The following is a 16,677-nucleotide window of genomic DNA, read 5'->3' as shown; positions in this document are numbered from 1 at the left end:
ATTCCCTTTCCCGGCCAGGGGATAACTGGACTTGCCCCGGCCCAATCCCTACATAATGGCGCAGATCGCAGTTACCAGCCAAGACCACGTGAGGCCAGTCGCATGAACAATCCGTTGCTGCAGTTGCTTGTCCTGGCGGGGATCGCGATTTTCCTGATCCTGCGTTTGCGCAACGTGCTGGGCACCCGCGACGGGTTCGAGCCGCCGCAGGTCGATGCCCCCGACCGGCCGCGCCCGCGTTTCGACGTGATCGAAGGCACGGCCGAGGAGCCCGACCACGACATCCTCGACCATGCCGAGGCGGGCAGCGCGACCGCCAGGGCCTTGGGCGCGATGAAGGTGGCCGAGCCGTCCTTTGGCGTGGGCAGTTTTCTCAATGGCGCGAAATCGGCATATGAGATGATCCTGATGGCCTTCGAGCGCGGGGACCTGACCGAGGTCCGGCCCTTCTTGGCCGAACCCGTGGCCGCTGCCTTCCAGTCGGTGATCGACGCCCGCGCCGCCAGGGGCGAGACGGTGACGGCGCAGTATATCGGCACCCGCGACACCGCGCTGGCCGGCGCCGAATACGATCCCGCCACGGGCATGGGCGAAGTCTCGGTCCGCTTCGTGGGCGAGCTGATCTCGGCCACGCGGGATGCCCAGGGCAATGTGGTCGAGGGTGATCCCAAGGCCGCGCGCAAGCAGCGCGACACCTGGACCTTTGCCCGCCGCATGGGTCAGGACGATCCGAACTGGCAACTGGTCGCGACCGGCTGATGGGCCGGCGCCGGGGCCTGACCCCCGAGGACAAGGATCTGTGGGCGCGCGTCGCCCGCACTGCCATGCCGATGCATCCCGAGCGGCCCAAGCCCGCCGATGCGCAGATGCGTCAGGCGCCCAAGCCCGCCGCACTCCGCCTGTCGGTCCCCGCCTTCAGCATCGGCCAGATGGCGGCGCCGAAGCCGCCGCCGCTGCACATGCCTTCCAGCCCCGCGCAGCGCCTGGCGCAGCAGCCCCTGCGCATGGACCACAAGGTTCATCGCCGCATGTCCCAAGGCAAGCTCGCCCCCGAGGCGCGGCTGGATCTGCACGGAATGACGCTTGCCGCCGCCCATCCCGAACTGATCGGCTTCGTGCTGTCCTGCCATGCCCGAGGGCATCGGCTGGTTCTGGTCATCACCGGCAAGGGACGGGGCGATCACGGCCCCCTGCCGACCCGGCCCGGCGCCCTGCGCCACCAGGTTCCCCATTGGCTGCACATGCCGCCGCTGGCCCCTGTCGTCCAGCAGGTCACCCCGGCCCATTACCGCCACGGCGGCGAGGGGGCCTATTACGTCTATTTGCGGCGCGGGGCGTAGGGCGGGGCGAGGACCAGGAAATATGGCGCACCCGACCGATCATCGGGCGGGGCGATCCGGACGGGTCCGGTAAGGCGGGACGGGAGCCCCTTCACGCATCATCATCATCAGCGTGCGCTGCGGCGCACCGGCCGCCAGCAGAAGGCATGACGGAAGACGCCGCAAGCGCCCCTTTCGGGAAACGGCTGCGGCAAATCTGTCAGCTGGAATGGCTCTCCGGGCCAGTCCCGGCACCCGGAAGGATCAGCGGTAATTCGCCTTGGGGCCGGCGAAATACCAGATGATCAGCCCCACCACCGGCAGGATCGCGATCAGGGCGATCCACAGGATCTTGGTCCCCAAGCTGGTGTTCGTGTTGATGACCGAGGCGATGGCCCAGACATCCAGCACGAAGATGATGATCCCGAAGACGTAACCCATGATCAGACCCCCTTGTTGCGGGGGGCCAACCCGGAACCGCGCGCGGCGGTTCCGTCAGAGGACATAGCGCGACAGATCCGTGGACCGCGACAGATCGCCCAGATGGCGCTCGACATAGGCGGCATCGACCTGGACGGTCTCGCCCTCCTTGTCGGGGGCGCTGAAGGACAGTTCCTCGAAGACGCGCTCGATCACGGTGTAAAGCCTGCGGGCGCCGATGTTCTCGACCGCGGCGTTCACCTCGGCGGCGATGCGGGCCAGGGCGGCGATGCCGTCGTCGGCAAAGCCCACGGTGACGCCCTCGGTCGCCATCAGGGCGGTGTATTGCCGCGTCAGGGCGTTGTCGGTCTCGGTCAGGATGCGGATGAAGTCTTCCTCGGTGAGCGCGCGCAGTTCCACCCGGATCGGCAGGCGGCCCTGCAGTTCCGGCAGCAGGTCGCTGGGCTTGGCGACGTGGAAGGCGCCCGAGGCGATGAACAGGATGTGGTCGGTCTTGACCGGGCCGTACTTGGTGCTGACGGTGGTGCCTTCGATCAGCGGCAGCAGGTCGCGCTGCACGCCCTCGCGGCTGACATCGCCGCCGCGGGCGTCACTGCGCGCGCAGACCTTGTCGATCTCGTCGATGAAGACGATGCCGTTCTGCTGCACGGCTTCCAGCGCCGCGGCCTTGACGGCATCGTCGTCCAGAAGCTTGTCGGCTTCCTCGGCGATCAGCAGCTCATAGCTTTCCGCCACCGACACCTTGCGCCGCACGCGCCGCCCGCCGAAGGCCTTCATCAGCCCCGACAGGTCCATCATGCCGCCCAGCGGCTGGCCCGGCTGCCCGGGGATTTCCATCGCGCCGAAGGGATTGGAGGTATCCTGCACCTCCAGCTCGATCACCGTGTCGTCCAGTTCGCCCCGCTTCAGCTTGTCGCGGAACATCTGGCGGGTGCCCTCGCGCGCGTCCTTGCCGGCCAGGGCCTCGATCACGCGATCCTCGGCGGACTTGTGGGCGCGGGCCTTGACCTCCTCGCGCATGCGGTCGCGGGTGTCGATCATGGCGGCATCGGTCAGGTCGCGGACGATCTGTTCCACGTCGCGGCCGACATAGCCGACCTCGGTGAACTTGGTCGCCTCGACCTTGATGAAGGGGGCATTGGCCAGCTTGGCCAGACGGCGGCTGATCTCGGTCTTGCCGACGCCGGTGGGGCCGATCATCAGGATGTTCTTCGGGTAAACCTCGTCGCGCAGGTCGTCGCCCAGTTGCTTGCGGCGCCAGCGGTTGCGCAGGGCCACAGCCACGGCGCGCTTGGCCTCTTTCTGGCCGATGATGAAGCGGTCCAGTTCGGATACGATCTCGCGCGGGGTCAGGTCGGTCATGGGTCTGCCTTTGTTTAGTTGACCCGCAGATAAACAGTCGCGGCAGGGTTTTGAAGGGTTGCGCGCTTGTATTGCGAATTGTATATACAATGATGACGCGACGATACCATGAGGTGCTGGATGAGCGGCGATACGAGAGAGGAGATTTCAGGACCCTATAGCTGGAGGAACTCCGGCAGATGAAGGGCCGGACTGACTGGGACCCCCTAGCCCGCGAGGGCGATTTCGAGGGCGAGGACGAGGACGATTTCGAGGTGGACTGGTCCACCGCCCGTCTGGTGATCCCCGAGCCGAAGAAGGCCGTGTCGCTCCGCATCGACCCGGATGTGCTGGATTTCTTCAAGTCGCAGGGCAAGGGCTACCAGACACGGATGAACGCGGTGCTGCGCGCCTATATGGAGGCGAAGAAGGCGGGATGAGGCTCCCATGACGCCGCCGCCCCCGGATTTGTCCTTTGTTCCCGTCACCGCCGCCGACCTGCCGCTGCTTGCGCGCTGGATGGACCAGCCGCATTGGCGCGAATGGTGGAGCGCGGATGTCGAGACCGAGCTTGGCTATATCCGCGACATCATCGAAGGGCGCGACACGACGCGGGCCTTCCTGTTTCATCTGGACGGCGAACCCACGGGCTATATCCAGGTCTGGCGGATCACCGACGCGCGGGTGGAACCCTGGCTGTCGGATGCGTCCTGGGTGATGGATCTGCCCGACGATGCGGTGGGCGTCGATCTGTCCATCGGACCGCCCGATCAGGTGTCCAAGGGGATCGGCTCGTGGGTTCTGGCACGGTTCGTGGCCATGCTGCGGGCCGAAGGGCATCGCAGCATCGTCATCGACCCCGACAGGTCCAACCACCGGGCGATCCGCGCCTATCGAAAGGCCGGGTTTCGCGAGATCGCGGATCTGTCCGGGCGCACCGGCGACTGCCTTCTGATGAGACACGAGGAGCCGGAGGACGGAAGGCCCGCCTCGGAACAATCGGCCGGGCGCCACGTTGGCCCGGACACCTGATACCGGAGGATCCGAGATGCCTACGCCCGACGAACTGAAAGCTCGCCTATGGAAGTCCTTGCGGTCCGACATGACCGTGATGCTGGGCCTTGTCGGCGGCGAACATGGCCATACCCGGCCCATGACCTCGCAGATCGAGGAAGGGGATCACGGGCCGCTGTGGTTCTTCACCTCCAAGGACAATGCCCTGGTGCAGAAGCTGGGCGGCAGCACGCAGGATGCCGGCGTTCAATTCGTGTCCAAGGGCCATGACCTCTGGGCCTCGATCGAGGGCACGCTGACCGAGCACACCGACCCGGCAGTCGTGGACCGCCTGTGGAACGCGCATGTCGCCGCCTGGTACGAACACGGCAAGGACGACCCCAAGCTGGCCCTGCTGCGCTTCGATCCCCAGAAGGCCGAAATCTGGCTGGACGCGTCCAGCATCGTTGCAGGCGCCATGGTGGCGCTTGGCATCAGCGATCCCAAGGAAAGCTACAAGGACAACGTGGCCACCGTCCGGCTGTAGCCGCTTTTCTGCAGGATACCGGGCGTCCGCCCGGTATCCGCGCGCGTTCAGGCGTCGATCACTTCAACCGTCAGGTTGCCGTTCGTATAGACGCAGATATCGGCCGCAATCGCCATCGCATTGCGGGCCACGCTCTCGGCATCCAGATCGCTCTCCAGCAGGCCCCGCGCGGCGGCGAGCGCGAAGTTGCCCCCCGAGCCGATGGCGGCCACGTCGTGTTCGGGCTCCAGCACGTCGCCCGCGCCGGTCACGACATAAAGCCCCTGGCCGTCGGTGACGATCAGCATGGCCTCGAGGTTGCGCAGGTACTTGTCCATCCGCCAGTCCTTGGCCAGATCGACGCAGGCGCGCTGCAACTGGCCGGGCGCGGCTTCCAGCTTCTTTTCCAGCCGTTCCAGCAGGGTGAAGGCATCCGCGGTGGATCCGGCAAAGCCCACCACCACGTCGCGCCCGCCGGGGTTCAGGCGGCGCACCTTGCGGGCCGTGCCCTTCATCACCGTCTGGCCGACGCTGACCTGCCCGTCGCCCGCGACCACCACCTTGCCGCCGCGCCGCACCGCCAGGATCGTCGTGCCATGCCAGCCAGGAAATCTGTCATCCGCCATAAGGGTCTTCCTTCCGTTTCGGTTGCAGATATGACCGCGTCCCCGCCTTCGCAACCCATTGCCCGCCTGTCCCACGGGCCCTAGCGTGGCCCGCATGGACCAGCCCCGCATCCTCCGCATCTATCTGCATCCGCCGATGCTGCAGACGGCCAGGGCCGGCAAGCTGGGCTTCCTGAACCGGATGACGCGCCTGCTGGCGGATCGCGGCTGGCAGGTCGCCATCCACTGGTCGGGCGAGGCCGCGCGCAAGGCTGCCCCGGATCTGCCGGGCTATGCGCTTTTCCACATGGAACGCCCCACGCATGATCGTGCGCTGACCTTCCGGCGGGCCTATCATTATCCCTTCTGGCGGCTGGAGCGTCATGGGGAACGCTGGAACTGGCCGGTGGCCCTCGCGCGCTTCGATCCCGCCACGGTCGATGCCGACGCGACCCGCGATTTCGCCGGCCGCCTGCGGGGCCGCGTGCTGCCGGGGCCGGATCCCGTCCGGGGCGATCACGTCCTGATCCCGCTGCAAGGCCGGCTGCGCGACTGCCGGTCGTTCCAGACCATGAGCCCGGTGGACATGGTCGAGGCCGTCGCCCGCACCGGCCGCCGGGCCATTGCCACCCTGCACCCCAAGGAAACCTACGATGCCGAGGATCGCCGCGCCCTGGACGCCCTGGCCCGGCGATACCCGAACCTGACGATCGGCGGCGACACGGCGCGGCTGCTGCGCGACTGCGCCCTGGTGGCCACGCAGAACAGCGCGGTGGGGTTCGACGGGCTGATCCTGGAAAAGCCTGTGGTCCTGTTCGGGATGTCCGATTTCCACCACATCGCGCTGAACGTGGCCGATCTTGGCGCCAAGGCAGCCCTGGCCCGCGCGGAGGGCCACCGGCCGGACTTCGCCGCCTATCTGGACTGGTTCCTGCGCCGGACGAGCCTGGACATGATGGCGCCGGATGCCGACGACCGGTTGCTGGCCGCCATGGAAAAGGGCGGCTGGCCTGTGTAAGGCCGCCGCCCTGTCCGTCGCGTCACGCGCCGCGGATCAGATCGATTCGTCGATCCAGCTTTTCAGCGCGGCCTTGGGGGCGGCGCCCATGCGGTTCGACACGACCTCGCCGCCCTTGAACATGAACAGGGCCGGGATGCCGCGCACGCCAAGGGCCGCGGCCTGTTCCTGGTTCTCGTCGATGTTGACCTTCACGATCTTGACCTTGCCGGCGTATTCCTCGGAGAGTTCTTCCAGGGCGGGGCCGATCTGCTTGCAGGGGCCGCACCATTCAGCCCAGAAATCCACGATCACGGGGGTGTCGGACTGGCGGACCTCGGTGTCGAACTGGCTGTCGGTGACGGGCTGGGTGGCCATGGTTTCGCTCCTTGCAGGGGATGCCGGCGGAATGCGGCAAAAAGGCTTCGTTCCAACAGCTATGAAGCCAGGGCCCTTGGGTCAAGGGCGGCCATGACGCGGTCCAGGATCGGGTCGGGGATTGGCATCAGGCTGCGCGTGGCGGTCCACAGCACCCTGATCTCGACCGCGCGGGTGGGCCAGATCATCCGCAGCGCCGCGCGATAGGCCGCCATCTGCCGCAGGATTCCCTCGGGCGTGTCCTCGGGACGGTCGGGGACGACCACGTTCGACTTGTAGTCCACGGCAAGGATCCGCGCCTCGGTGATGATCAGCCGGTCGATGGCGCCATGGATCGGACCGATGCCGGGCAGGGGGGCGGTCAGGGCCACCTCGGTCAGGACCTGGGCCGAGGGGTCGGGGGCCATGACCTCGGTCAGCGCGGGTGCGATGATCACCGCCGCGGCCTCGGCCAGCAGCTCGGCCAGGTCCTCGGCGTCCGGCAGCCCGCCCTCGGCCCCCGCCAGCAGGCCGCGGGCAATGCGCGGCCAGTCGCCCGCGGGCAGGTGCGGCAGGTGTTCCAGCAGCAGGTGCAGCCGCGTGCCGCGCAGCATGGCGGCGGCGGGGTCGGCATCATCGCTCCCCTGGCCGATGACCTTGGCCCCGCCAAGCGCGGTCGCGGCGATGGCCAGCACGCGGGGCGGCGGCGGGGGCGTGCGGCGATTTGCCCATTCGGGCGGACGCGCCGGAGGAGCGAAGGTCGCGTCCAGGGCCACCTCCTCGTCGGGCCAGTCGCCGAAGAACAGCCGCTCGGCGCTGCCGATGCCCTCGATCTCGACCGTGGTGCGCTCCAGGCTGCTGCAGCGCACGGCGCCGACCGCGACCATGGAATGCCAGGAGTCCAGCCCATCGCCCGTGTCGCCCGCCGCGGCCACGATCAGCCAGCTTTCGGCCCGGGTCATCGCGACGTAAAGCAGGCGGCGGCGTTCTTCCTCTTGCCGCTGTTCGTGGCTTGCCACGGCCAGGGCCACCGGATCGGGCCGCTCGGCGGCGGGACCCCGCCAGGCGGGCATGTCGTCCAGCCGGATCAGCGGCTGGCCGCGCCCCGGCCTGCGCTTCTTGGTTTCGGGCAGGATCACCACCGGGCTTTCCAGCCCCTTGGACCCGTGCACCGTCATCACCCGGATCAACCCGCCCGAGCCGCCGGGCAATTGCCGCTTGATCTGCACGTCGTCGCTGCCCAGCCAGACCAGGAACCCCGTCAGCGAGGGCGTTTCCACCGTGTCATAGGCCAGGGCCTGGGACAGAAGCTCGTCGATGCCGTCCTCGGCCTCGGGGCCGAGACGTGACAACAGCGCCGCCCGCCCGCCATGGCGGATCAGCAGGCGCGAGATCAGGTCATAGGGGCGCAGGTAATCGGCCTGGTTCATCAGGTCGGACAGCATCTCATAGGCCGCGCGATAGGGCGATTCGCGCAGCCGTTCCCACAGGAACTGCCGCCCGCGCCCGGCGGCCAGGCGATACAGGTCATCCTCGGACAGCCCGAACAGGGGCGATTTCAGGACGGCGGCCAGGCAAAGGTCGTCCTCGGGCGTCGAGACGACCGAAAGCGTGGCGGTGATGTCGCGCACGGCCAGTTCGGCCGCCAGCTTCAGCCGGTCGGCCCCGGCCACGGGCAGGCCCGCAGCCTTCAGCTCGCGGATCAGGTCGTCGAACAGCCCCGCCCGCCGCTGCACGAGGATCTGGATGTCGCCCGGCCCGATGGCGCGGACCTGGCCGGTCTTGCCGTCGCGGATCGGCGTGCCGATGATCTGGCGGACCTGGCGCGCGACGGCGCGGGCCAGCTGCGTGTCGGCGGCGTTTTCCGCCGGCGCATCGACGGGCCGGGTCCAATCGCCTTCCTCGGGCTTTTCGGGTTCGGGCAGGGGCGGCCAGATATCCACGCGGCCGGGCATGCTGTCGCGGAAGGCGATGTGGCGGGGCGGATCGCCCAGGCCTTCGGCCGCGTCGCCCGAAAAGACCGTGTCGACCAGCGACAGGATCGCGGGCGAGGACCGGAAGGAATGGGCCAGCCCGCGCTGCTGCATGGGCTGGCGGACGGCCTCGAAATCTTGCCGGAAGCGGTCGCGCACCGATTCAAAGACGGCGATGTCGGCACCCTGGAAGGAATAGATCGACTGCTTGGGATCGCCCACCACGAACAGCGTGCGCGGCCGGTCATGCGCCCCGGCGCCGCTGGTGAATTCATCGGTCAACCGCCGGATCACCCGCCACTGCTCGGGGCTGGTGTCCTGCGCCTCGTCGACCAGGATGTGATCGATGCCGCCGTCCAGCCGCCACAGCACCCATTGCGCCATGCTGGATTCCTCCAGCAGCTCGGCGGTGCGGCGGATCAGGTCGTCGAAATCCAGCCATCCATGCGTGGCCTTCTCGATGGAAAGCCTGCGGGTGAATTCATGGCCGAAGCGGTGCAGCGCCAGCGTCTTCTGCGCCAGCGCCAGGCCCATGCACAAGGGCCGCGCATCGGCCACGCGTTGCATCAAGGCCTCGAAATCCGCCATGAAGGGGGCGCAGCGGCCCTCGCGCAGAGCCTTGGTCGGGATGTCGCCGATCTTGGGGCCGAAGGGCACGCGGGCCTTTTCGCCGAACAGCAGGCATTTGCACAGAAGATGCAGCTCGGGCAGGCCGGGTTCGCGCCAGTTGCCCCGCGAAAGCTGGTCGGCCAGCTTGCCGTCCTTGGCGCCGCTGCCCTGCAGGATCGGCATCAGGGCGGCGAACAGATCCCCCTCGTTCCCGTCGAAGACCTGGGCCAGCAGCCCGTCCTGATCCAGTCCCGGCGGCAGACCCATCGACCGCCAGATCGGGGCGGGATCGGGTTCGCGGGGGAAGTCCGCTTCCGACAGGCCGGCCAGGAAGGCGTCCAGGTTGTCGCCCGTCACCAGCGAGGTCAGGTCCCCGATCGAGGGCGCACCTTCCTCGGCCATGTCCTCGACGATCTGGGCGCGCAGCGCGCGGGCGGAACGGTCGTCCAGTTCCATGAAGCCCATCGGCACCCGGGCTTCCAGCGGGAAGCGCCGCAAAAGGGCCGCGCAGAAGCTGTGGATGGTCTGGACCTTCAGCCCGCCCGGCGTCTCGATGGCGCGGGCGAACAGGCGGCGGGCTTGGGCCAGGTCGGGATCGCCCCCCTCGCCCAGTTCGGCCAGTTCGCGGCGCAGTTCGGGCTCGGGCAGCATCGCCCATTGGCCGAGCCGCTTCAGCAGGCGGTTCTGCATCTCGGTCGCGGCGGCCTTGGTATAGGTCAGGCACAGGATCCGTTCGGGCGCCGTGCCCGCCAGCAGCAGGCGCGCCACGCGGTCGGTCAGCACGCGGGTCTTGCCCGATCCGGCATTGGCCGTCAGCCAGGTGGACCGGCCGGGATCGGCCGCGGCGATCTGGTTGAGGCTGGCTTCATCCATGATCACCCACCTTTTCCGAACGGGGCGCATCGGCCAGCGACCATTCGCCATAGCGCGCCAGATGATCGTAATCGCCCGCATAGCTGGTCTGCTCGGGCGCCCGCATCGAGGTGAAGCCGATCTCGCCCGACAGATAGGCCACGACCAGCCGCACGAAGCCTTCCCAGTTCTCGGCCTCCAGTTGCGGGGAATAGTCGCGGGGATGGGTTTCGCCCTCTCCGCCCAGCTGGATATAGCTGATGCCCGCCACATCCGCCGGGCCAAGCGAGTCAAAGCCGCCGCGCCGGGCCATCGCGGCCTCCAGGATCAACTGCTTGTCGAAGGCCGCGATCTGCTTGTCGGTGGGCGGCTTGCCGGACTTGTAGTCATAGATCATCACCTGCCCGTCATGCAGCAGGTCGATCCGGTCGGGCCGGGCGGTCAGCGTGAAGTCCATCCCCCCAAGCGCCACGCGGCCGCGGTTTTCCACGACCACCGGGCGGCCCTGGGACAGCCGGTCCAGTTCGTCCGCGACGATCCGGTCCGCGATCCGTTCCATTCGCGCAGCCCAGAAGGCGCGGGCGGCGGGCCAGGGCACGTCGCGGGCCAGGATCTCGGCCGTCAGGCGCAGGAACTGGGCCTTCAGCACCGCGTGGGGCGTGTCGGGCGCGGGTTTCGACGCCACCAGCGCCTCGACGATGGCGTGGAGCGTCTGGCCGCGCAAGGACGCATCGGGTTCGGGCCGCAGCGAGGGCAGCGGGCGCAGGCCAAGGACGCGCTTGGCATAGACCGCGTAAGGGTCGCGGATCAGCAGCGAGACATCCGTGACCGGCAGTTCCCGGAAGGCCGGGACCGGAGGGATGGGCGAGGGGCGGGCGGCGGGCCTGATCGTCACGGGCGCGCGCGACAGGGCGGCGGCCTTGACCAGCCAGGCATTGCCGCGCGCGCGCATGGCCGCCAGGGCCTGCGGGCCGCTTCGTTCGGGCAGGCCGTTCATCAGGTTGGTCAGCCGGTTCAGCCAGCGCGACGGGATCGTCTCGGCCTCGGCATCGCGGCGGGCGCGGGTCAGGACCACCTGGCCCACGCCCATGACCTGCTGGAAGTCATGGGCCGCCAGCCCGATCAGGGTTTCCGGCAAGGGCAGGCCCGCGGCCTGCCGCATCTGCCGCGACAGCCACGGATCGGGCGCCAGCGGCTGCGGCCAGCCGCCCTCGTTCAGGCCCGACAGGATCACCGTGCCCTCGCCCACGATCCGCGCCTCGCGCGGGCCGCGGATGTGGATCAGGTGATGGGCGCCGCCCTCGATCCGCACGGAATGCTGGCGCAGTTCGTCCAGAAGCAGCGCGCAGAATTCGGTCGGGCTGAGGCTCGGCCCTTCGGCTGCGTGTTCGGCCAGGTGATCAATCGCCGCGCGCAGCAGGTTGCCCCCCTTTTCGCGCCCCGTGCTTCCCGTGTCGTGCCACAGCTTCGAGGCCGCGGGGTCGCCGCCGGGGCCGGCCGCCAGGGCCTCGGCCAGGGAAACCAGGTCGCGCAGCCGGTCGGGCAGGGGACGCGGCGCGCGGTCCCGGGCCAGGGGGGTGATCCGGTCCAGCGTGTCGGCAAGCCATTCCGCCCAGATCTTGCGCACCTGGTCGCCCCGCGCCGCCCATGCGCGCAGGCATTCGCCGTCGGGAAAGGCCGGGCCGTTGCGGCGCAGTTCCAGTTCCAGATCGCGGGCCATCCTGCGGGCATCGTTCGTGCCCACCAGGGTCGATCCGGTGATCGTCAGCGGATGCTTCAGCAGGATCAGCAGCCGGTCGATGGTCAGCGCCTGGCCGAACAGGGCGGCGACCTGGCGCAGGAACAGCCCATGCGCGGTCATCGACAGCGGCTGGCCCGCGCTTTCGTCGGGCCGCAGATGCCAGCGGTCCAGCGCGGCGTTCACGCGGCGGATCAGGTTCCCGTCGGCGGCGATCAGCGTCGCGCGGGCCTCGCGTTCGGCGGCGTCGCGCAGCAAGAGCGCGATCACCTCGGCCTCCTGGCCCGGCTGGTCGGCCTCGATCAGGGTCAGGCCCTCGGTCGGCGCAAGGAGGTCGGGCAGGCGCGGGCCCTCGGCGATCCACTGGTCGGTGACGGGCGCAGGCCGCAAGGCCAGCGAGAGCAGCCGGTTCCGGTCGGGCACCGGCGGCGGCGTGTTTGTCCAGCGGACGGGGCGGCCCAGGGTGCGGACCAGCGGGGCAAAACGGGATTGCGGATGATCCTCGGCCCCCTTTTCCAGACTGTCCCAGACCGCCGCGGGCTGGTCGAAGTCGAAGCCGGGCAGCACCACCGCGCCTTCGGGCAGGGCGGCCACGGCCTCCATGAACAGCCCGGTGGCGCCATGCGATCCGGTCGAGCCCGCGACGATCACCGGCCCTTCCGGCAGGCCCGCGCCCCGCGCCCAGTCCTGCGCCAGGGTTTCGGCCGCGAGGCGCTGGCGCGCGGCCCGGTCCACGGGCGGGCCGTCCAGGTGAAAGCGCGCGGCAATGCGCAGAAAGGCCAGGGCATTCTGCCAGTGGCGGGCGTGGTCGCCGGTGTCGATGGCTTCCAGCGCCTCGGGGGTCAGGCCTTCGGTCTGCATCTCGTGCATCAGGTCGGCCAGGGACCGCGCCAGAAAGGCGATGGAATGGCCCGCCGCCAGGTCGCGCCGCGCATCCAGCAGCCTTGCCACCAGCCGGGACAGTTGCAGTCGCCGGGCCAGGGGGGCGCTGGTGGGCTGGCCCATCAGGGCGGGGATCTCCAGGTTCGTGACCGGCAGCAGGCGCGGCAGCAGCAGGGGGCCGCGCAGGTCGAAGGCGCATTTCAGCTCCGCCAGCGTGCGCGAGGCATTGGCATAGATGGTGACGCGCGCCATTGCCTCCGGCGGCTGGCCTGCCATGCGGTCCAGGAACCCCGCCACGAATTCATGGGCGAAGTCGATGCCGGGCGGCAGGGCGTAAAGGCCGCGGAACACGGGCTCAGCCATGCAGCACCTCCTCGGCCAGGGGGATCGCCTCGGGATAACCCACGTCGCACCAGCCGCCCCCATGGACGATGCCGAAGGCGCGGCCGTCGGCGATCAGCAGGTCCCACAGGCGGTTGAGGGAAAACACCCGGTCGGGAATATCGGCCAGCCGGTCGGGGCGGATGATCTGCGCGCCGCCATAGACATATTCGCCCCGGCGGCTGATCCGGCCACCCGCGTCCCGCGAGAAATCCCCCGCCCCCCGCCGCGCCGCGGCTTGCGCAAGCGGCACCAGCATCAGAAGCGCATCCATGTCGTCGCGCCATGCGGCGTTCAGCGCGGCCAGCGGGTTCGGCCCGGTCCAGACCACGTCCGGGTTCAGCGTCATCACCGGACCGCGGCCCAGCAGGGGCAGCGCCTGCCGCAACCCGCCGCCGGTATCCAGGATCGTGCCCGGCTCATGGCTGACCGCCACGTCGCGGTCCGACAGATGGGCGGCGATCTGGTCCCCCAGGTAATGCGTGTTGACGACGACCGGCCCGGCGCCCGCCGCCCGGCCCATGTCCAGCGCGCGGTCCAGAAGCGTCCGGCCCCCGACCGGAATCAGGGGTTTCGGGCGCGTGTCCGTCAGCGGCCGCATCCGCGTGCCCAGTCCTGCGGCAAAGATCATCAGCGGGCGCATCGGCAACGGATCCTTTCGATGACGGCCTCGTCGGGGGCGGGCAGGGCGGCAACGGCCCCGGCCAGCGGCGCCAGGGCCGGATGGGCCAGGTTGCGCCGCACGTAGCCCCAGACCCGCGGCATGAAGTCCAGGTATCGCGGCTTGCCGTCGCGCAGGCACAGCCGGGTGAAGATGCCCATGATCCGCAGGTTCCGCTGCGCGCCCAGCAGGGCATAGGCCGCGCGGAAGCGATCCGCGTCCAGCCGGGTCGCGGCCAGATAGCGCGTGATGCAGGCGGCTTCGATGGCCGGGTCCACGTCGCGGCGGGCATCCTGCAGGGCGGACACCAGGTCATAGGCCGGATGGCAGGCCACCGCGTCCTGGTAGTCGATGAGGCCCAGGGGGGCATCCCCCCGCCAGAGGAGGTTCTCGGCATGGAAATCGCGCAGGGACAGGACCGGCGGCACATCGGCGGCCAGTTCCGCGTGCAGGCGGGCGACCAGGGGGGCGATCTTCTCGCCGCCCGTCCCGCCCGCCGCCTGCGGATACCATTCGGCGAACAGCCCGACCTGTTCGGCCAGGGTCGGCCCGTCCAGCGGCGCCACGAAATCCGGAACCGGATGGCGGTGCAGATCGACCAGGAAATCCGTGACCCGGTCATAGATCGCGGGCGCCATCGCCGGATCGCGTTCAAGCACGCGCGCCAGCAGGTCGTCGCCCAGATCCTCGACCAGCAGCAGGCCGGCGGCCCCGTCCTGCGCAAGGATCGCGGGCGCGCCGAAGCCGCGATCCCGCAGCCAGCCGGTCATCGCCAGGAAGGGCCCGCAGGCGCCCGAGGGATCGTCCATCAGGACCGCGCTGCCTTGCGGCCCCGCCAGCCGGAAGAACCGCCGGGCCGAGGCATCGCCCGCAAGCGGCAGCACGCGCGCGTCGGCCCACCCCGCGCCTGCGACGAAAGCGGCGCGCTGCGCGATCCGGGCGGCATCGGGCGCGATCAGGGTGATGCGGCGCAGGTCGGGATTCCCGTGGGCGGCGAGGGCGACGGTGGTGGCGCCATCCGGCAGGCGCTCCAGCCGGTCGGGCCATTCGATCAGGCAGATGGCGCTTTCCAGCGCCTCGTCCAGGCCCAGTTCGTCCAGTTCGGAAGGATCGGTGAGGCGGTAGAGATCCGCGTGCCAGATCTCGGTTCCCAGCGGGTCGTCATAGGTCTGGACCAGCGTGAAGGTCGGGCTTGGCACGTCCTCGGCCGCATCGCCTTGGCGGGCGCGGATGAAGGCGCGCGCGAAATGGGTCTTGCCGGCGCCAACCGGGCCGTCCAGCAGGATCGCCTGGCCGGGCCGGGCCGTGGCGGCCAGCATCCGCGCCAGGGCGGCGGTCAGGTCTTCGTCGGCAATCAGGCGCGTCGTCATGGACCCGTTCTAGCGGCTTCCATGCGCCGGGGGAACCATCCGTGAACGCCCCCGGTGGCATGTGGCGGCAAAGCCGCTAGACTGCGCGCCGAAGGAGATCCCATGCCGCGCACTACCCTTGCCCCGACCCTGGCCCTGATGCTGGCCCTGGCCAGTCCTGCCGCCGCCACCCAGGAATACATCCTGCCCACGCTGTTCGACGTGGCAGGCGTCGCAGCGGACGACGTGCTGAACATCCGCGCCGACCCCAATCCCACCGCGCCGGTCATCGGCACGCTGGCCCCGGACGCCACCCGGATCGAGGTGGTCGAGGAACGCCGCGGCTGGGTGCGCGTCAACACCGGCGAGGGGTCGGGCTGGGTCAACAGCCGCTTCCTTACCTATCGCACCGATGTCTGGAACGAAGGCGCGCTGCCGCAGGGCTGGCAATGCTTCGGGACCGAGCCGTTCTGGGCCTTCATCCCGCAGGGTGACAGCGTGGTGCTGGGCGGGCCCGACACGCCGAACGACATGCGCAAGGTCCAGTCGGTGCTGTCCACCGGCGTTTTCCGCGACCCCACCCGCGCCGTCGTGGCCGAGGGCATGACCCTGGTCAGCACGCCGCAGCTGTGTTCGGACGGCATGTCCGACCGGCTGTTCGGGCTGCGGGCCGAACTGGTGATCCAGGGCAACCAGCCCCGGATGCTGTCGGGCTGCTGTTCCATCCAGCCCTGACCGGGCGGGCGGCGGGGCTGGCGGTCAGTTCAGCCCCAGCACGTCCTGCATGTCGTATTCGCCCGGCCCCTTGTCCTGGCCCCAGATCGCCGCGCGGATCGCGCCGCGCGCGAAGATCGCGCGATCCGTCGCCAGGTGCCGCAGCACGACCCGCTCGCCCTGGCCCGCGAAGATCACGTCATGCTCGCCCACCACGTCGCCGCCCCGGATGGCGGCAAAGCCGATGCTGCCGGGCTCGCGCGCGCCGGTGATCCCCTCGCGCGCCGGGCTGCGCAACTCGGCAAGCGTCCTGCCGCGCCCCTCGGCCGCGGCCTCGCCCAGCATCAGCGCGGTGCCCGAGGGCGCATCGACCTTGTGGCGGTGATGGGCCTCGACCACCTCGATGTCCCAGTCGGTGCCAAGCACGGCGGCGACCCTGCGGGTCAGGCCCACCAGCAGGTTCACGCCCAGGCTCATGTTGCCCGCGCGGATGATCGGGGCATGGCGGGCGGCGGCCTTGAGATAGTCCAGGTGCGACTGCTCCAGCCCAGTGGTGCCGATGACATGCACGGCGCGGGCCTGCGCGGTCAGTTCGGCAAAGGCCACGGTCGCGGCGGGCGTCGTGAAGTCGATCACCGCCTGGGCCTGCGCGATGGTCGATACCGCATCGTCGCTGACCACCATGCCGACCGGCGCACCGCCCAGGCATTCGCCCAGGTCGCGGCCCACCCAGGGGTGGCCGGGGCGTTCCAGGGCGCCGGCCAGCCGGACCTCGGGGTTCTCCCTTACCAGCCGGATCAGCATCTGCCCCATCCGGCCCGAGGCGCCGGTGACGACGATCCCCGGCAGGGCCGGCGCGTCGGTGTTCTGCAAATCGCTCATGGAGGGCCTCCGGCTGGTGCTTTCCCGCCTCTTATCCCGTTGCGGCGCAGCCCGCGA

At 69.7% G+C, this 16,677-nt stretch carries 16 protein-coding genes; 7 read left to right on the top strand and 9 right to left on the bottom strand.

The window, feature by feature from the left end:
- Positions 1 to 102: 102 nt before the first annotated feature.
- Both OU682_RS06745 and OU682_RS06740 read left to right on the top strand, forming a co-directional pair.
- Positions 103 to 759, top strand: coding sequence for a Tim44/TimA family putative adaptor protein (locus OU682_RS06745; protein WP_268941308.1), 657 nt, complete (start codon positions 103 to 105; stop codon positions 757 to 759).
- Positions 759 to 1,340 (top strand): Smr/MutS family protein, encoded by a 582-nt coding sequence (locus tag OU682_RS06740; RefSeq protein WP_268941307.1) that lies wholly within the window; start codon positions 759 to 761, stop codon positions 1,338 to 1,340. The genes OU682_RS06745 and OU682_RS06740 overlap by 1 nt, the downstream gene beginning before the upstream one ends.
- A 243-nt stretch (positions 1,341 to 1,583) precedes the next feature.
- On the opposite strand, the gene OU682_RS06735 is transcribed toward OU682_RS06740, so the two are convergent.
- Together OU682_RS06735 and hslU are read right to left on the bottom strand one after the other, a co-directional pair.
- Positions 1,584 to 1,760 carry a PLD nuclease N-terminal domain-containing protein gene (locus tag OU682_RS06735; RefSeq protein WP_268941306.1) on the bottom strand — a complete coding sequence of 59 codons (177 nt, stop codon included), beginning with the start codon at positions 1,758 to 1,760 and terminating at the stop codon, positions 1,584 to 1,586.
- A gap of 54 nt (positions 1,761 to 1,814) precedes the next feature.
- Positions 1,815 to 3,122 carry an ATP-dependent protease ATPase subunit HslU gene (gene hslU / locus OU682_RS06730; RefSeq protein ID WP_268941305.1) on the bottom strand — a complete coding sequence of 436 codons (1,308 nt, stop codon included), beginning with the start codon at positions 3,120 to 3,122 and terminating at the stop codon, positions 1,815 to 1,817.
- Between the two features lie 179 nt (positions 3,123 to 3,301).
- Between hslU and OU682_RS06725 the strand changes: the two genes are divergently transcribed.
- The 3 genes from OU682_RS06725 to OU682_RS06715 are packed head-to-tail and all read left to right on the top strand — an operon-like array spanning position 3,302 to position 4,641.
- Positions 3,302 to 3,541 carry a BrnA antitoxin family protein gene (locus tag OU682_RS06725; protein ID WP_268941304.1) on the top strand — a complete coding sequence of 80 codons (240 nt, stop codon included), beginning with the start codon at positions 3,302 to 3,304 and terminating at the stop codon, positions 3,539 to 3,541.
- Positions 3,542 to 3,548: 7 nt separating this feature from the next.
- Positions 3,549 to 4,133 (top strand): GNAT family N-acetyltransferase, encoded by a 585-nt coding sequence (locus OU682_RS06720; RefSeq protein ID WP_268941303.1) that lies wholly within the window; start codon positions 3,549 to 3,551, stop codon positions 4,131 to 4,133.
- Positions 4,134 to 4,149: 16 nt separating this feature from the next.
- The gene (locus tag OU682_RS06715; RefSeq protein ID WP_268941302.1) at positions 4,150 to 4,641 is read left to right on the top strand and encodes a pyridoxamine 5'-phosphate oxidase family protein; all 492 of its coding nucleotides are present in this window, start codon (positions 4,150 to 4,152) and stop codon (positions 4,639 to 4,641) included.
- Between the two features lie 47 nt (positions 4,642 to 4,688).
- Here the strand turns inward: OU682_RS06715 and hslV are convergent, their stop codons facing one another.
- Complete coding sequence (gene hslV, locus OU682_RS06710; protein ID WP_268941301.1) at positions 4,689 to 5,246, bottom strand: ATP-dependent protease subunit HslV; 558 nt, start codon at positions 5,244 to 5,246, stop codon at positions 4,689 to 4,691.
- Between the two features lie 94 nt (positions 5,247 to 5,340).
- Here hslV and OU682_RS06705 point away from each other — a divergent pair, with 94 nt between their 5' ends.
- Positions 5,341 to 6,243: a capsular polysaccharide export protein, LipB/KpsS family gene (locus OU682_RS06705; RefSeq protein WP_268941300.1), complete on the top strand. Its 903-nt coding sequence runs from the start codon at positions 5,341 to 5,343 to the stop codon at positions 6,241 to 6,243.
- 36 nt (positions 6,244 to 6,279) lie between these two features.
- On the opposite strand, the gene trxA is transcribed toward OU682_RS06705, so the two are convergent.
- Genes trxA through tsaE form a run of 5 tightly spaced genes read right to left on the bottom strand, consistent with a single transcriptional unit; the run spans position 6,280 to position 15,045 of the window.
- Complete coding sequence (gene trxA, locus OU682_RS06700) at positions 6,280 to 6,600, bottom strand: thioredoxin (protein WP_268941299.1); 321 nt, start codon at positions 6,598 to 6,600, stop codon at positions 6,280 to 6,282.
- A gap of 59 nt (positions 6,601 to 6,659) precedes the next feature.
- On the bottom strand, positions 6,660 to 10,034 hold the full coding sequence (gene addA / locus OU682_RS06695) for a double-strand break repair helicase AddA (protein WP_268941298.1): 3,375 nt from the start codon (positions 10,032 to 10,034) through the stop codon (positions 6,660 to 6,662).
- A complete protein-coding gene (gene addB / locus OU682_RS06690; protein ID WP_268941297.1) occupies positions 10,027 to 12,996 on the bottom strand; it encodes a double-strand break repair protein AddB in 2,970 nt (989 codons plus the stop codon). Before addB ends, addA begins: the two co-directional genes overlap by 8 nt.
- Positions 12,989 to 13,657 (bottom strand): nucleotidyltransferase family protein, encoded by a 669-nt coding sequence (locus OU682_RS06685; protein ID WP_268941296.1) that lies wholly within the window; start codon positions 13,655 to 13,657, stop codon positions 12,989 to 12,991. Before OU682_RS06685 ends, addB begins: the two co-directional genes overlap by 8 nt.
- Positions 13,645 to 15,045 carry a tRNA (adenosine(37)-N6)-threonylcarbamoyltransferase complex ATPase subunit type 1 TsaE gene (gene tsaE, locus OU682_RS06680; protein WP_329609790.1) on the bottom strand — a complete coding sequence of 467 codons (1,401 nt, stop codon included), beginning with the start codon at positions 15,043 to 15,045 and terminating at the stop codon, positions 13,645 to 13,647. The genes OU682_RS06685 and tsaE overlap by 13 nt, the downstream gene beginning before the upstream one ends.
- Positions 15,046 to 15,147: 102 nt before the next feature.
- On the opposite strand from tsaE, the gene OU682_RS06670 reads away from it, so the two are divergent.
- Entirely contained in the window at positions 15,148 to 15,759 is a 612-nt protein-coding gene (locus OU682_RS06670) for a COG3650 family protein (RefSeq protein WP_268941295.1), read from the top strand.
- 24 nt (positions 15,760 to 15,783) lie between these two features.
- Here the strand turns inward: OU682_RS06670 and dapB are convergent, their stop codons facing one another.
- The gene (gene dapB / locus OU682_RS06665) at positions 15,784 to 16,620 is read right to left on the bottom strand and encodes a 4-hydroxy-tetrahydrodipicolinate reductase (protein ID WP_268941294.1); all 837 of its coding nucleotides are present in this window, start codon (positions 16,618 to 16,620) and stop codon (positions 15,784 to 15,786) included.
- Between the last annotated feature and the right edge of the window lie 57 nt (positions 16,621 to 16,677).

It is taken from the genome of Paracoccus benzoatiresistens (assembly GCF_026913015.1).
Classification (GTDB): Bacteria; Pseudomonadota; Alphaproteobacteria; order Rhodobacterales; family Rhodobacteraceae; genus Paracoccus; species Paracoccus benzoatiresistens.
Note: the sequence above shows the minus strand (reverse complement) of the source record. Positions and strands in the feature narration are given on the sequence as shown.

What these genes read in the sequence shown, in the direction of transcription:
- hslV (WP_268941301.1), bottom strand. Translation starts at nt 5,246, where the DNA reads ATGGCGGATGACAGATTTCCTGGCTGGCATGGCACGACGATCCTGGCG.
- OU682_RS06720 (WP_268941303.1), top strand. Translation starts at nt 3,549, where the DNA reads ATGACGCCGCCGCCCCCGGATTTGTCCTTTGTTCCCGTCACCGCCGCC.
- trxA (WP_268941299.1), bottom strand. Translation starts at nt 6,600, where the DNA reads ATGGCCACCCAGCCCGTCACCGACAGCCAGTTCGACACCGAGGTCCGC.
- OU682_RS06685 (WP_268941296.1), bottom strand. Translation starts at nt 13,657, where the DNA reads ATGCGCCCGCTGATGATCTTTGCCGCAGGACTGGGCACGCGGATGCGG.
- OU682_RS06715 (WP_268941302.1), top strand. Translation starts at nt 4,150, where the DNA reads ATGCCTACGCCCGACGAACTGAAAGCTCGCCTATGGAAGTCCTTGCGG.
- tsaE (WP_329609790.1), bottom strand. Translation starts at nt 15,045, where the DNA reads ATGACGACGCGCCTGATTGCCGACGAAGACCTGACCGCCGCCCTGGCG.
- OU682_RS06740 (WP_268941307.1), top strand. Translation starts at nt 759, where the DNA reads ATGGGCCGGCGCCGGGGCCTGACCCCCGAGGACAAGGATCTGTGGGCG.
- dapB (WP_268941294.1), bottom strand. Translation starts at nt 16,620, where the DNA reads ATGAGCGATTTGCAGAACACCGACGCGCCGGCCCTGCCGGGGATCGTC.
- OU682_RS06705 (WP_268941300.1), top strand. Translation starts at nt 5,341, where the DNA reads ATGGACCAGCCCCGCATCCTCCGCATCTATCTGCATCCGCCGATGCTG.
- OU682_RS06670 (WP_268941295.1), top strand. Translation starts at nt 15,148, where the DNA reads ATGCCGCGCACTACCCTTGCCCCGACCCTGGCCCTGATGCTGGCCCTG.
- OU682_RS06735 (WP_268941306.1), bottom strand. Translation starts at nt 1,760, where the DNA reads ATGGGTTACGTCTTCGGGATCATCATCTTCGTGCTGGATGTCTGGGCC.
- OU682_RS06725 (WP_268941304.1), top strand. Translation starts at nt 3,302, where the DNA reads ATGAAGGGCCGGACTGACTGGGACCCCCTAGCCCGCGAGGGCGATTTC.
- OU682_RS06745 (WP_268941308.1), top strand. Translation starts at nt 103, where the DNA reads ATGAACAATCCGTTGCTGCAGTTGCTTGTCCTGGCGGGGATCGCGATT.
- addA (WP_268941298.1), bottom strand. Translation starts at nt 10,034, where the DNA reads ATGGATGAAGCCAGCCTCAACCAGATCGCCGCGGCCGATCCCGGCCGG.
- addB (WP_268941297.1), bottom strand. Translation starts at nt 12,996, where the DNA reads ATGGCTGAGCCCGTGTTCCGCGGCCTTTACGCCCTGCCGCCCGGCATC.
- hslU (WP_268941305.1), bottom strand. Translation starts at nt 3,122, where the DNA reads ATGACCGACCTGACCCCGCGCGAGATCGTATCCGAACTGGACCGCTTC.